Origin of the sequence: Vandammella animalimorsus (assembly GCF_002285265.1) — a bacterium.
GTDB lineage: Bacteria > Pseudomonadota > Gammaproteobacteria > Burkholderiales > Burkholderiaceae_C > Lampropedia.
The window spans coordinates 90165-104099 of the sequence record NZ_NSJB01000005.1 but is presented as its reverse complement, the minus strand read 5'-3'; the positions used below and the strand labels follow the sequence as shown (position 1 = coordinate 104099).

Below are 13935 nucleotides of genomic sequence, written 5' to 3'. Positions count from 1 at the left end.
GCTGCCCCGGCGCTCAGGCTTGCGGGGCCTGGGTGGGCGTGTCGGGTGAATCGGGTGAATTGGGCGCGGCCGCTGCAGGCGCTGGCGCATCGCTGGCGGGCGCGGTGCGCACGACGGCGACCGGGTAGTCGGCGGCATGGCGGCCCTGGGCGGCGGTCGGTGCGGGGGCTGCGCCGGTGCCCGCGCGGCCGCTCCCGCTCAGGCCGTCCCAGGTGGCCAGTGCGCCTTGGGCGAATTTGCGCAGCGCATCGGCCACGATGCGGCCCAGTTGTGCCAGCTTGTGCGCCGGCACGTCGCCGATCAGGCGCGCCAGATCGTCTTCCACGTCCCAGCGCACGTTGTCGATGACCCAGTTCAGCTCACTGGCCAGGGCCACGTCGCCGGCGATGCGGATCGGCGGGCGCTCGCCTTGGGCGGCATGGCGGGCCAGCTGGCTGATGGAGGGCTCGGCCACCTCGACCAGCAGATCGCTGCTTTGCTGGGTGCTGTCCAGATCCAGCAGGCCCGCCGGGGTGATGCGCACCTGACCGTTGAACTGGCGCCAGCTCAGGTAGATGGTCTTGCCCTGTTGCTTGGCAAGGCGCTGCTGGGCCTGGGGCTCTTGCTGCAGCATGTGGTTGAGCAGCAGCACCATGCGGCGCTGCATTTCTTCGATCAGCCAGGCCGGCAGCGTGATGCTTTTGCCAATGCTGCTGGCGATGTTGCTCAGAAAAGAAAGTGGGGACTGTATTGCCATAGGCCCCGATTGTGCTTGAAGTTGGCCGCCATGCCGGGGCCAATGCGGGGCAAAAAAATCCGCCTGGCCGCTGAAAGGGCGAGGCGGTTTTTTGCGTGTGCCTGTGTTTGCGCCGTGGGCTGGTCCCCCCGACAGGAATCGAACCTGTATCTAGCGCTTAGGAGGCGCTCGTTCTATCCATTGAACTACGGGGAGGGTCTGGCTCGGGCGCGGATTGTACCGGCCGCAGGTCTTTTCAAGATCTCAGCCCAGCTGCAGCCGTTGGCGCGCCGCCTGGTACTCGCGCTCCAGCCGATCGACCAGGGCGGCGGTGGAGGTCACGGCCTTGATGGCGCCAATGCCTTGGCCGCAGCCCCAGATGTCGCGCCAGGCCTTGGTTTTCTGCGCCTGGCCATCGCTGGTGGTGGCAAAGCTCATGTCCTTCAGATTGCCTTCGGGCAGATTGTCCGGATCCAGCCCGGCATTGCGGATGCTGGGCGCCAGGTAATTGCCGTGCACGCCGGTAAACAGGCTGGAATACACGATGTCGTCCGAAGTGTGATCGACGATGGCTTGTTTATATTCTTGCGAGGCATTGGCCTCGTCGGTGGCGATGAATGCCGAGCCGATATAGGCAAAGTCCGCCCCCATGGCCTGGGCCGACAAAATCGCATCGCCCGTGGCCATGGAGCCCGACAGCGCCAAAGGCCCGTCAAACCATTCGCGGATTTCCTGCACCAGGGCAAACGGGCTTTTCACGCCGGCATGGCCACCAGCGCCAGCGGCCACGGCAATCAGGCCATCGGCGCCTTTTTCAATGGCCTTTTTGGCAAAGGCGTTGTTGATCACATCGTGCAGCACGATGCCACCATAGCTGTGCGCGGCCTCATTGATTTCAGGGCGCGCACCCAGCGAGGTAATCACGATGGGCACGCGGTACTTGACCAGCAGCTCCATATCCTGCTCAAGCCGGTTGTTGCTTTTGTGGACGATTTGATTGATGGCAAAGGGCGCGGCTGGCCGCTGCGGGTTTTTGGCGTTGTGCTCGGCAATCCCTTCGGTGATTTCCTGGAGCCAATCTTCCAGCACAGAAGCAGGCCGGGCATTGAGCGCCGGCATGGAGCCCACGATGCCAGCCTTGCACTGGGCCAGTACCAGTTTGGGGTTGCTGATAATGAACAAAGGCGAGCCAATGACGGGCAGACGCAGGTTCTGCAACACAGCGGGAATGCGTGACATAAAAATCCTTGAATCGACAAAAAGCCTTCGGCAAAGGGGCGGCCAGGCATGGGCCAGGGCGGGCTCTGATTCTAGAGCGTGTTATGCCCTTTGCGCCTGCCCGCGCCTGCCGAAGCGGGGTTTGCAGCCCATGCGACAGCGGGCGGCGGGCAGGCGCAGCAGGCCGCGGCGGGCATTGGCGCAAAAGCGCCTCGCCTGCGGGCGGTGCTGCGCAGGGGCTCAAAAAAACAGCACGGCCACCTTGTGCAAAGGTGGCCGTGCTGGCATCGCGGCTTTGCGGGGCTGGCCCCGCGCAGCGTCAAACCTTGAATTGTTCGCGGTCCAGGCCTTGAATCCAGCGGGGGGGTTTGCCGCGCCCAGTCCAGGTTTCGCCCGTGGCCTTGTTCATGTATTTGATGGCCACTTTCTTGGTGGCTCCGGGCTGGCGCGCAACCTTGCTGTTGCCGAACACGTCCGTCATGCTCAAATCGTTTTTCTGCACGATGGCACGCACTTGTTCAATGGCCTGTGCGCGTTCTTGCTCACGGATTTTTTGAATGCGTTGCTCCAGCTCTTCGCGCTGTTGAAGAAGTGCGGTTAATTCAGACATCAGGAATCTCCACTAGGTTTATGAATGAGGGGTTAATCAATTTTTCGGCGATTGTATCGCAAAAGCAGTGGCTGTTTAAACGATTTATCGGCCTGGCAGCACTGCACTGTGCGCGTGGTGTTGTTACTGGGTTGGGGTTTGCCCCGTGCCAGAGGCCATGGGCGTAAAACAACTTCAAATTTGTGGGGCTGTTCGGTAAAGATTGGCGCTTTCAGTGCCGGGCATGGCGCTGGATTTTTTCGCGCCATTGTCATTGATCTGTCATAAATCAAGCGCAGTGCGGCAATGGCGGTTTGGGTGCGCCTGTGCTTTCAACGCAAAAACCACGCTTTTCATGGGGCGTCAAAACCCTGCTGGCGCAACGGAAAAAGGCGCCGACAAGCGCCTTCTGCCCGGTGCCTGGAGCATGAAGCCAGGCGGCGTGGAGTCCTTACATCGGCCATGGATATGGCGTATGCAGGATCGGGATATGCTGGGCGCCATTATAATGAAACGAATCGTTTCCATTCTTATTTGGGTTTGATGGCGTCCAGCCGCAGGGGCCCTGGCCTGTGCAGCAGGCCGCCCCATCTGGCAGGCAGGCCTGCAGCAATGCCCCGTTGGGGCTGTGGTTCACGGTGTGTTCGGCGCGGTTTTCGACTGCGCCGTTTTTGTGGCCTGGCCGCGGTGGCCGGGCCGCGCAGGCCGTGCACGCAGGGGGATGGAGACGCCGTTGCGCACCGTTTCGTCTTTTGCAGCCCGCACATGCCCCTTCGCTGCCATGCGGGGCAAGTGCAGATTTGCAGAAATTTTTTTCTCATCGAGGAGTTTTCATGTCCACGCTGAAAAGCACCCCCTTGTTTCGCCTGAGCATTTTGCAAATGGCTTTGCTCGCTGGCCTGGCCCATGCCCAGCAGGCTGCCGATACGCCCAAAAAAGACGCCGAGCTGCCCGCCGTGCAGGTGCAAGGCCAGGCGCCCACGGCCGAGCCCGTGGAGGATTGGCGCGCGCAGGAGCGCAGCACTGACACCGATCTGAAGGAGATCCTGGCCGACCAGGCGGCGGTGCAGTTCGGCGGCGGCAATGGCGCCTCGCAGTGGGTCACGATCCGCGGCATGGGGCAGGACCAGATCGACTACGTGGTCGATGACGCCTCCAGCGATGCGCAGATCTTCCACCACCAGGGCCGCTTCATGATGGATCCGGCGCTGGTGAAGATCATCGGCATCGAGAAGGGCACGGGCTCGGCCAGCTCGGGCATTGGCGCCACCAGCGGCAAGATCGAGGCCACCACGGTCGATGCGCTGGACTTGCTGCGCGAGGGCCAGGACGTGGGCTTTCGCGTCAATGGCGGCATCAACACCAACAAGGGCCGCAACGGCGGCCTGTCCGTTTATGGCCGCAGCGGCAATTTCGATGGCCTGTTCGTGGGCAACCGGGTCGATGACCAGAACTACAAGGACGGCAGCGGCCGCGAGATCGGCAACAGCGCGCTCGATGGCCGCAGCTTCATGGCCAAGGCCGGGGTGAATTTCAGCGAAGACCTGCGCCTGACGCTGAGCCACCGCCGCGAGCAGGAGTCGGGCCTGCGCAATCTGCGCGAGGAGTTCTTCTTCGACACCGCCAACGACGACCCCTCGCACCGCCGCCGCACGGTGGACAGCACCACAGCGGCGCTGCGCGGCAGCCAGTTGGGCTTCATCGATACCCTGGACTTGAATGCCTCGATGATCCGCTCCGAGCAGGAAAGCGGCGCTGGCCGGCGCCTGCAGGCCTCGACGGTGAACATCGACACCAATGCCGGCAACCTGCGCCTGAGCAGCCGCCTGGGCGCGCACCGCATCAAGTACGGCGTGAACCTGCGCCAGCAACAGGCCGGCTCCACGCGCGCCCAGGCCGCCGGGCTGGGCAAGCAGGAGAAAACCGACACCGGCCTGTACGTCGAAGGCATCTGGAGCTGGCACCCCATCACGCTGACCACCGGCCTGCGCTATGACCGCTTCAGCCTCAAGTCCAACGAGGGCGCCAAGCATTCGGACGGCAACGTCAACCCCAGCGTCGGCCTGATCTGGGACGCCACCGACAGCCTGTCCTTCAACATCAGCCACAACCGCGCCAGCCGCAGCCCGCGCTTTTACGAAGTGCTGCTGGCCAGCACGCCTTTGCGCTACGACAGCAATCTGAAGGCCGAGCGCTCGCAGAACTCGGAAGTGGGCTTTGACTGGGTCGATGGCGGCCTGGCCGTCTCGGGCAGCTACTTCCAGCAAAAAATCCGCGATCTGCAGAACTTCACCGGCATGAACTGTGTGGAGCGGGTCTGTGAGTATCGGCTGGTGCGCAACGACGGCGAGCTGACCAACCGCGGCTACGAGCTCAACAGCAGCTACCGCTGGCGCGATCTGACGGCCCGCCTGGGCGTGGCGCACAGCAAGCCCAAGCTCAACGGCGCGACCTACGACTCGGTGGCCACGGCCATCCCGATGGGCCGCCAGTGGACCACCGGCCTGAGCTACCACTACCGCCCCTTCAACCTGGAGCTGGGCTGGCGCGGCCGCTATGCGCAAAAGGGCAGCTACATCAACGCCACCCGCGGCAGCGGCACGCCCGTCTCGCGCAGCGGCTATGGCGTGCACGACCTGCACGCCACCTGGTTGCCGCTGGGCAAGGACACGCTGCACGTGAACTTCGCCGTGCACAACGTGGCCGACAAGCTCTACCGCAGCCACAGCCAGCGCTCGGGCAACAACGCCCTGCCCGAGCCAGGCCGCGAGTTCCGCCTGAGCGTCAACTACCGCTACTGAGCACGTTCGCTGCGTTCAGCGCGCGAGTGCGCGGCCAGGTGTGATCGCCTGCCGCGCCCCGCGTGCTCCTTCGCCCCCACAGCCACAGCCACGGCCCTGCCGTGGCTTTTTCATGGCCTCGGCCCGAGCGCTCACCACCACAGCAGCGCCACGCAAAACAGCGCCAGGGCCAGCACCGAGGGCAGCGCCGCCAGCAGCACCCTGCGCTGCACCCAGGCGCGCTGGCCGGCGGCCTGGGGCGGGCACAGCTGCACGGCCATTTCCACCTTCGCCGGGGATGCCATGAGCAGCAGCGCCGCGCTGACGTTGTGCGCCGCCATGAAGGGCAGCAGCGGCAGGCCCATTTGCAGCGCGATGCGCGCCTGCGTATCGGCCAGCATGGCATTGGCGCCGGTGTTGGAGCCGGTGATGAAGCCGCCCAGCGCGCCCACGAACGGCGCGGCCAGCGCATAGCCGCTGCCCAGCCCGGCCAGCGCCTGGGCCAGGCGGGCGGCCATGCCCGAGAGCGCCATCACCAGCCCCAGCAGGATGTAGCACACCGCCACCGCCGCCACCAGGCCCCAACTGCGCAGCACACCGGCGCGCAGGCTGCGCCACTGCGGCGCGGGCAGAGGCGCGCTGCCGCGCTGCACGCGCCAGGCCACCAGCGCCGTGGCCAGCCACAGCCACAGCGCGGGCGATGCCAGCGCCATCCAGGCGCTGCCCGCCAGCCCTGCGGCACGCAGGCCCTGCGCGGCCAGCAGCAGGCCCCCCAGCAGCACCGCATAGGCGAGCAGCGCCAGGCGCGCCGCCTGCGACAGCGGCGGCCAGGCGCCGCGCTGGCGCAGCAGATGCAGCAGCATCACCAGCAAGGCCCCCAAAGCCCCGGCCGGCGCCGTGCCCGCCAGCCGGTTGCAGGCCCACACGGCTAGCCACAGCGCCAGCGCCGAGGCCGTGGCCAGCCCCAGCGCGCGGCCACGCTGCCCCGGTTGCCCGGCCAGCCAGGCCGCGCCCCAGCCCGCCACCAGAAAGGGTGGCAGGCTCAGCCAGGCCGAGGCCTCGCCCAGCGCCTGAAACGGCAGACCGGCCATGCGCGCGGCAATCAGCGTGCCCGGCCCCATCGACCCCCAGGGCACGGCGCACAGCCCCAGCAGGCCCAGCAGCGCCGCACGCGCTGGCGCCAGGCCCAGGTGCAGCAGCAGCGGAATGCCCACCGTCACGCCGATGCCAAAGCCGGTGACCGATTCGGCAAATGGCGTCACTCCATGCACCACCAGCAGCGCCGCGCCCACGCCCTGGCCAGCGCGCTGGTGCAGCCAGCCTGCCAGCGCCGCCTGCGCGCCGCTGGCCTGCAGCAGCTGGCTCAGCGCCAGGCCGCCGCCGATGATGCCCGCCACCTCCAGCACCACCGGCAGCCAATGCCGGGCGGCTGCGACCAGCGTTGGCGCATCCGGCAGGCCGCCGCCCGTCAGGGGCTGGGCCGCTGCCAGGGCCAGCGCCACGGCCAAGCCCAGCAGCGCCGCGTGCAATGAAGGCCAGCCGCGCAGCAAGGCGCCCAGCACCGCCAGAACGGGTAACAATGCCGCCAGGGACCACATGACACGCACCTCCTGAAATTCCTTATCTGCAATTTTAGTTGCTGATAAGAAACTCAAAGAACATGGCAAATACCCTGATGAGCCCCCCGCCGGGCGAGCCCCATGAACCCCAGGAGCCCCAGCCTGGGCCTGGCCGCCACGACGCGGCCTTTGGCGCGGCCGTGCGCGCGCGCCGCGCGGAGATCGGCATCACCCTGGAGCAACTGGCCGAGGCCACCGGCATCTCGCGCAGCGCGCTCTCGCGCATCGAGCGCGGCGCCCTGGCCACCAGCCTGAACTACGGCCTGGCCATCGCCCAGGCGCTGGGGCGCGAGCTGCCCGAGCTGCTGGGCCAGGGCGGGCCGGCCGATCAGCACATCAGCCGCGCGGCCGATGGGGTGCGCTACGTCGATCCGGCCACGGGCGTGCAGCGCCAGGCGCTGGCGCGCCCGGCCCCGGGAGTGGAATGGGTGGCCTACACGCTGCCCGTGGGCGCGCAGACCAGCGCCTTTGCGCCCCATGGGCCGGGCACGCGCGAGACCTTCCACGTCGTCTCGGGCACGGTGGAAATTGAGCTCGAAGGCCAGGCCGTGCGCCTGGGCCCGGGCGACACCGCCACGCTGCGCGCGGACGTGGCGCACCGCTTTCGCAACATCGGGCGCAGCGTGGCGCGCGTCATGCTGATCGTGGCCGAGCCGCGCGCCTGAGCGCGCCCCCTTTTCGAGCCCTTTTCGAGTCTGCGGCTAGGGCAGCGCCGCAGCCCCGATGGCGCAGCCGCGCTGCGAAAAAAGGCCCCATCCAACTTTTGCCACTCGTTGTATCTGTAAAAATACAGCGCTGGAACCACCACAGGGCCTTTGCACTTCTTTCTTTGCACCTCTTTCTTTGCGCGTGCTGCAGGGGCCCGAGACGAAAGGCCCTCACCATGAATTACCGCTACCTTGCCCTGGCCCTGCTTGCCCCTTTGGGAGCGAGCGCGGCCGACCAGCCCCCGCCCGCCGCTGGCGACGATGCCTTCACGCTGGGTGAAGTCACCGTGTTGGCGCCCATGGCGCAAACGCTGCTGCCCAGCGGCGACAGCCTGACGCAGCAGGACTTGCGCCAGCACGACCAGGAGCGCCTGGGCCAGGCGCTGAACCTGCTGCCCGGCGTGCATACGGCCTATTCCGGCGCGCGCGGCGAGCAGCTGTTTTACGTGCGCGGCTTCGACCGCCTGCAGGTGCCCATCTACATCGACGGCGTGCCCACCTACGTGCCCTACGACGGGCGCATCGACCTGGGCCACTTCACCAGCTACGACCTGGCCCGCGTCGAGGTGACCAAGGGCTTTTCCCCGCTGACTTACGGCCCCAACGCGCTGGGCGGCGCCATCAACCTCATCACGCGCCAGCCCACGCGCGCCTTCGAGGGCGAGGTCGGCGGCGGCCTGGGGCTGAGCGCGCGCGGTCGCCTCGACAGCCGCCGCGCCTACGCCAACCTGGGCGGCCGGCAGGCGCAATGGTGGTACCAGATCGGGGCCTCGCACCTGAAGACCAGCAGCTTTGAGCTGCCCGGCGACTTTGCGCCGCACGCGCAGCAGCCCGCAGGGCGGCGCGTGAACAGCCTGCGCCAGGACAGCAAGCTCAGCGCCAAGATCGGCCTGACCCCCAACGCCAGTGACGAATACGTGCTGGGCCTGGTGCGCCAGGATGGCGAGAAAGGCCAGCCCACCTACGCCGGCAGCCTGCCGCTGCGCGGCCAGGGCGCGCGATCGCGCACGCGCTACTGGCAGTGGCCGCAGTGGGACAAGACCAGCTACTACTTCAGCAGCCGCACCCAGCTGGGCGGGCACAGCCTCAAGGCGCGGCTGTTTCATGACCGTTTTGCCAACACGCTGGTGGGCTACGACTACCGCAATGGCGTGGTCGGCGGCGTGCAGGCGGGCTTTCCCAGCCGCTACGACGACCACAGCAACGGCCTGTCGCTGGAGGCGGACATGCACTTCTTGGCGCGCCAGCGCACGCGCCTGGCCTACCACCTCAAGCAGGACGTGCACCGCTCCAGCGACGACGGCATGCCGTGGACCTTGTTCAAGGACCGCACCCAATCGCTGGCGCTGGAGCACAGCGCCACGCTCGGCCCCGGCCTGACCGCGGTGGCCGGCCTGGCCTACCACCAGCGCAAAAGCCTCTCGGCGCGCAACCACGGCACCCATGCCGGCTCGCCCGAGGTGCCCGGCCTGTACGAGGAGCCCCGCGGCCAGGACGATGCCGTGGACGCCCAGCTGGGCCTGTACCAGGATCTGGGCCAGCAGGCCCGCTGGGGCCAGCTGCGCGCCAGCGTGGCCAGCAAGAGCCGCTTTGCCACGATGATGGAGCGCTACTCAACCCGCTTTGGCCGCGTCATCCCCAACCCCGATCTGAAATCCGAACGCGCGCGCCATTACGAGCTGGGCTATGGCCTGCAACTGCCGGGCCAGTGGGCTTTTGATGCCGCCGTGTTTCGCAGCGACGTGCGCGACTCGATCCAGAACGTCACCGTGCCCGCGGCCCAGTGCAGCAGCACCAGCTGCGAGCAGCCGCAGAACGTGGCCCGCGCCCGCCACAGCGGCCTGGAGCTGAGCCTGCACGGCGGCCAGGGGCCCTGGTCGCTGCAGGCCAACTACACCTTGCTGCGCCGCAAAAACCTCAGCGCCCCGGGCGTGTTTGCCACCGACACGCCGCGCCACAAACTCTTTGCCGCAGGCAGCTGGGCGCAGGGCCCGTGGACGGTGACGGCCAGCGTGGAGGCGGCCTCGCAGCGCCACTCGGCCTCCAATGGCCAGCAAATCGCCGCCGGCTTTGCCGTCTACAACCTCAAGGGCGGCTACCGCCTGGGCAACGGCGCCGAGCTGGAGCTGGGCGTGCGCAACCTGGGCGATAGACTCTACGCCTACAGCGAGGGCTACCCCATGCCCGGCCGCAACTACTTCGTGCAAGTGCGCTACCCGTTCTGAGAGCGCAGCGCCAGCTCTGGGGCGCGGGCCAGGCCCGCAGCGCCGCAGGCCTGGCACACAAGGATCTCGCCATGACGACAGCCCAAACCCCATCCCCCGGCCCGAGCGCGCCCCTGGCGGCGGTGCTGCACGACGGGCACGGCATTGCCGAGCCCGTGCTCAAGGCCTTCGTCGAGCGCCTGCAGGCCCGCGGCGTGCGCGTGCGCGGCCTGCTGCAAGACAGCGCCGTCGACACCCTGCCAGGCGCCGAGGCCGGCAGCGCCTGCCAGCGCCACATGGAGCTGGTGGACGTGCAAAACGGCCAGCGCTACCTGATCTCGCAAGCGCTGGGCAAGGGCTCGCAGGCCTGCTGCCTGGACGCGGCGGGCGTGGCCGCCGCCAGCGTGGTGCTGCGCCGCGCCCTGCACGAGCAGCCCGAGCTGATCGTGGCCAACCGCTTCGGCAAGATCGAGATCGAAGGCTCGGGCCTGCGGCAGGAAATCGCCGCCGCAGCCGCTGCCGGCATCCCGCTGCTCACGGCCGTCGATCAGCGCTTTCTGCCCGAATGGCAGGCCTTTTGCGGCGGCCTGGCCGTGCAACTGCCGCCCGAGGTGCAGGCGCTGGAGCAGTGGTGGCAACAGCAGGCGCGCCCGGATGTTCAGGCCCAGGCCTGCGGGCCGGAGGCCGCGTGATGCTGCGCCGCCGCGCCCTGTTGCAGGCGCTGGCCGGCGGCGCTGGCGCCGGGCTGCTGGCGCCCTGGGCCCGCCCGGCCCGGGGCGAGGGTCAGCCCGCCGCCCAGCCTGCCGCACAGCCGGCCCAGCCAATCCAGGCCGAATCACCGCCCGCCTCGCTGCTGCAGCACTTCGGCCCGCCCCTGGCCGCCGCGCCGCGCCGCGTCGTGGCTGCCGGCCCGCCAGCGGCCGTGCTGGTGGCGGCCCTGGCCCCGGCGCAATTGCTGGGCTGGCCCATGCCCTTGCCCGATGCCGCGCGCGCCCTGCTCGCGTCCGGCCTGGCGCGGCTGCCCACGATCGGGCGCCTGGCCGGGCGCGGCAGCACGCTGGGCACCGAAGGCCTGCTGGCCCTGCGCCCCGAGCTCATCGTGGATGTGGGCAGCACCGACGACTACTACCGCTCGCAGGCCCAGCGCCTGGCGCAGCAAACGGGCATCCCCTACGTGCTGGTCGATGGCAGCCTGCCGCACAGCGCCCAGCAGCTGCGCGAAGTGGGCCAGCTGCTGGGCGTGGCCCAGCGCGCAGCGCAGCTGGCCCAGTACGCCGATCAGGCCCTGGCCCAGGCCCAGCAATTGCGCCAGCGCCTGCAGGCGCAGCCGCCGCGCTTTTACCTGGCGCGCGGCGCCGATGGCCTGGAGACGGGCTGGCGCGGCTCCATCAACAGCCAATTGCTCGAATACCTGGGCGCGCACAACGTGGCCGCGCCGCCGGCCAGCCAGCCGGGCCGGCCGGGCCGCCAGGGCGGCGGCACGCCGCGCGTGCCGCTGGAGCAGCTGCTGCAGTGGAATCCGCAGCTCATCGTCACGCAGCAGCCCGGGCTGGCCGAGCAGCTGCGGCAACAGTCGCAGTGGCGCAGCGTGCAGGCCGTGCGCCAGGGCCTGGTGCTGCAAATCCCGCACCTGCCCTTTGGCTGGGTGGATGGCCCGCCGGGCATCAACCGCCTGATCGGGTTGCGCTGGCTGAGCCTGCTGCTGCAGCACTGGGACGGCGCCACCGCCCTGGATGCCGCTGCGCTGCGCGGGCGCATCGAGCCGCAGGCGCGCGCGTTCTACCAGCTGTTCTACGGCTGCGCCGCAGGCGTCGCCCTGCCGCCAGGGGCCTTGCCTTGAGCCCGCCGGCCGCCCCCACCTCCGCCCCTGCCCCTGCCCACAGCGGCGCGCGCGGCGCCGGCGCCCTGCTGGCTGCGGCGCTGTTTTGCGCACTGGCGCTGGCCGCAGGCCTGGCCCTGGGCAAATACCCCTTGTCGCTGGCCCAGCTCTGGGCGGCGCTGTGGGGGATGACTGGCGGCGCGGCCGTCGATGACACGGCGCGCATCGTGCTCTGGGAAGTGCGCCTGCCGCGCGTGCTGGCCGCTTGCCTGGTGGGCGCGGCCCTGGCTGCGGCCGGCGCCTGCTACCAGAACATCTTTCGCAACCCGCTGGTCTCGCCCGACATCCTGGGCGTCTCAGCCGGCGCGGGCCTGGGCGCCACGCTGGGCATTTTTCTCGGCGGCGCCATGGCCGTCGTGCAGGCCATGGCCTTCGCTGGAGGCCTGCTGACCGTGGCCCTGGTCGTGCTCACGGCGCGCTGGGTGCGCCACCACGACAGCGTGCTGGTGCTGGTGCTCAGCGGCATGGCCATGGGCACGCTGACGGGCGCGGGCATTGCGCTGATCAAGGTGCTGGCCGATCCGTACACGCAGCTGTCCTCCATCACTTTCTGGCTGCTGGGCGGCCTCAACGGCGTCACCTTGCAGGACTTGCTGGGTGCCGCCCCGGCCATGGCGCTGGGCCTGCTGTGCATGGCGCTGCTGCGCTGGCGCATCAACCTGCTGAGCCTGGGCGATGAGGAGGCCCAGGCCCTGGGCGTGCCCGCCGCGCGGCTGCGCCTGTGGCTGATCGTGGCGGCCACGCTGATGACGGCGGCGGCCGTGTCCATCACCGGCGTCATCGGCTGGGTCGGCCTGGTCGTGCCCCATGCGGCGCGGCTGCTGGCCGGGCCGGAGTTCGGCCGCCTGCTGCCCGTGTGCCTGCTGCTGGGCGCCGGGCTGATGGTGCTGGCCGACACCCTGGCGCGCAGCACGGTGGGCATCGAGCTGCCGCTGGGCGTGGTCACCGCCTGCATTGGCGCGCCCGTGTTCCTCTGGCTGCTGGCGCGGCGCGGGGGCCAGCCATGAGCCAGCCGCCGGCCACGCTGCAGGCCTGCGGCCTGGCCATAGGCCATGGCGCGCGGCAGCTGGCCAGCGGCCTGCAGTTTGGCTTGCAGGCCGGCGAAATCCTGGCGCTGCTGGGCCCCAACGGCAGCGGCAAGAGCACGCTGCTGCGCACCCTGCTGGGCCTGCATGCGCCGCGGGCCGGGCAGGTGCTGCTCGATGGCCGGCCCCTGGCGCACATGCCGCGCGCGGCGCTGGCGCGGCGCATTGGCTATGTGCCGCAGGCCTACGCCAGCCACTTTGGCTACAGCGTGCACGACACTGTGCTGATGGGCCGCGCGGCCCATCTGCCGCTGCTGGCCCAGCCCGGCGCGGCCGATCGGCGCATCGCCACGGCCTGCCTGCAGCGGCTGGGCATTGCCCACCTGGCCGGGCACAGCATGCAAGCCATCAGCGGCGGCGAGCGCCAGCTGGCGCTGATGGCGCGCGCGCTGGCGCAGCAGGCGGCCTTGCTGATCCTGGATGAGCCCACGGCCAGTCTGGATTTCGGCAATCAGCTGCGCGTGCTGGAGCATTTGCAGCAGCTGCGCCAGCAGGGCATGGGCATTTTGCTGTGCACCCACCAGCCCGAGCACGCCATGGCCGTGGCCGACCGCATCATGCTGTTGCATCAGGGCGGCCTGGTCGGCCCTGGCCTGCCGCGCGAGGTGGCCACGGCCGAGCGTCTGGCGGCGCTGTACCGCGTCAGCCCGCAGCAGTTGCGGGCGCATTTGCGCTTTCGCTTCGAGGGGGCTTGAGGCGTTTGGTGCTTGAGCGTCCTCTGCCTCTTTGGAGGATTGCGCCCGGTAGTTGCCGGCTGTGCCGGCTTTGAGGGCCGAGGCCGGGATGTGCGCCCGGCGGCGCAGTCACTTTCTTTTTTGTCGAAAAAAGAAAGTGACCAAAGAAAAACGACCCTGCTGCCTGCGACCCCGGCGCTGCGCGCCGGGGCGACCTGTGCCGCAGGCAGAAAGGGGCTTTGTTCGGGCCATCGCTGCGCTCGGCCCTTGGGTGGGCGCTGGTGCGCCCACTTTTTACTGCGCAGAGATTTTGAACAAGCTCGCCAGCGCCAGCCTTGGCTATGGGCGTGACGTGGGCAGCAAGGCGCAAAACACGGCCAATAACCCATGCCATTGGCCATGTTTTGCTTGCACCGCAGATCACTTGATCTTGGGAATGAGCGTGGCCTCCAGATGGTTTTGCTT

12 protein-coding genes and 1 tRNA gene are annotated in these 13935 nt (G+C 68.8%); 8 read left to right on the top strand and 5 right to left on the bottom strand.

The window, feature by feature from the left end:
- Window positions 1-13: 13 nt before the first annotated feature.
- From CK625_RS08810 to CK625_RS08795, 4 genes are all read right to left on the bottom strand, one after another.
- Window positions 14-736: a hypothetical protein gene (locus tag CK625_RS08810; protein ID WP_238945594.1), complete on the bottom strand. Its 723-nt coding sequence runs from the start codon at window positions 734-736 to the stop codon at window positions 14-16.
- 120 nt (window positions 737-856) lie between these two features.
- A tRNA-Arg gene (locus CK625_RS08805) sits at window positions 857-931 on the bottom strand.
- Between the two features lie 48 nt (window positions 932-979).
- Entirely contained in the window at window positions 980-1954 is a 975-nt protein-coding gene (locus CK625_RS08800) for an NAD(P)H-dependent flavin oxidoreductase (protein ID WP_095539939.1), read from the bottom strand.
- Window positions 1955-2252: 298 nt separating this feature from the next.
- Window positions 2253-2543, bottom strand: coding sequence for an H-NS family nucleoid-associated regulatory protein (locus CK625_RS08795; RefSeq protein WP_095539938.1), 291 nt, complete (start codon window positions 2541-2543; stop codon window positions 2253-2255).
- 223 nt (window positions 2544-2766) lie between these two features.
- On the opposite strand from CK625_RS08795, the gene CK625_RS13725 reads away from it, so the two are divergent.
- Window positions 2767-3066: a hypothetical protein gene (locus CK625_RS13725; protein WP_143326239.1), complete on the top strand. Its 300-nt coding sequence runs from the start codon at window positions 2767-2769 to the stop codon at window positions 3064-3066.
- Window positions 3067-3355: 289 nt separating this feature from the next.
- Complete coding sequence (locus tag CK625_RS08790; RefSeq protein WP_095539937.1) at window positions 3356-5323, top strand: TonB-dependent receptor domain-containing protein; 1968 nt, start codon at window positions 3356-3358, stop codon at window positions 5321-5323.
- Between the two features lie 131 nt (window positions 5324-5454).
- Here CK625_RS08790 and CK625_RS08785 read toward each other — a convergent pair whose 3' ends face one another.
- The gene (locus tag CK625_RS08785; RefSeq protein ID WP_095539936.1) at window positions 5455-6900 is read right to left on the bottom strand and encodes an L-lactate permease; all 1446 of its coding nucleotides are present in this window, start codon (window positions 6898-6900) and stop codon (window positions 5455-5457) included.
- A gap of 77 nt (window positions 6901-6977) precedes the next feature.
- Between CK625_RS08785 and CK625_RS08780 the strand changes: the two genes are divergently transcribed.
- From CK625_RS08780 to CK625_RS08755, 6 genes are all read left to right on the top strand, one after another.
- Window positions 6978-7586: a helix-turn-helix domain-containing protein gene (locus CK625_RS08780; RefSeq protein WP_095539968.1), complete on the top strand. Its 609-nt coding sequence runs from the start codon at window positions 6978-6980 to the stop codon at window positions 7584-7586.
- Window positions 7587-7804: 218 nt separating this feature from the next.
- The gene (locus CK625_RS08775; RefSeq protein ID WP_095539935.1) at window positions 7805-9853 is read left to right on the top strand and encodes a TonB-dependent receptor plug domain-containing protein; all 2049 of its coding nucleotides are present in this window, start codon (window positions 7805-7807) and stop codon (window positions 9851-9853) included.
- Between the two features lie 71 nt (window positions 9854-9924).
- Window positions 9925-10524: a DUF2478 domain-containing protein gene (locus CK625_RS08770; RefSeq protein WP_095539934.1), complete on the top strand. Its 600-nt coding sequence runs from the start codon at window positions 9925-9927 to the stop codon at window positions 10522-10524.
- On the top strand, window positions 10524-11672 hold the full coding sequence (locus tag CK625_RS08765; protein ID WP_095539933.1) for an ABC transporter substrate-binding protein: 1149 nt from the start codon (window positions 10524-10526) through the stop codon (window positions 11670-11672). The genes CK625_RS08770 and CK625_RS08765 overlap by 1 nt, the downstream gene beginning before the upstream one ends.
- Complete coding sequence (locus tag CK625_RS08760) at window positions 11669-12718, top strand: FecCD family ABC transporter permease (RefSeq protein WP_429001306.1); 1050 nt, start codon at window positions 11669-11671, stop codon at window positions 12716-12718. The genes CK625_RS08765 and CK625_RS08760 overlap by 4 nt, the downstream gene beginning before the upstream one ends.
- On the top strand, window positions 12715-13491 hold the full coding sequence (locus CK625_RS08755; protein WP_095539932.1) for an ABC transporter ATP-binding protein: 777 nt from the start codon (window positions 12715-12717) through the stop codon (window positions 13489-13491). Before CK625_RS08760 ends, CK625_RS08755 begins: the two co-directional genes overlap by 4 nt.
- The last annotated feature ends 444 nt before the right edge of the window (window positions 13492-13935 follow it).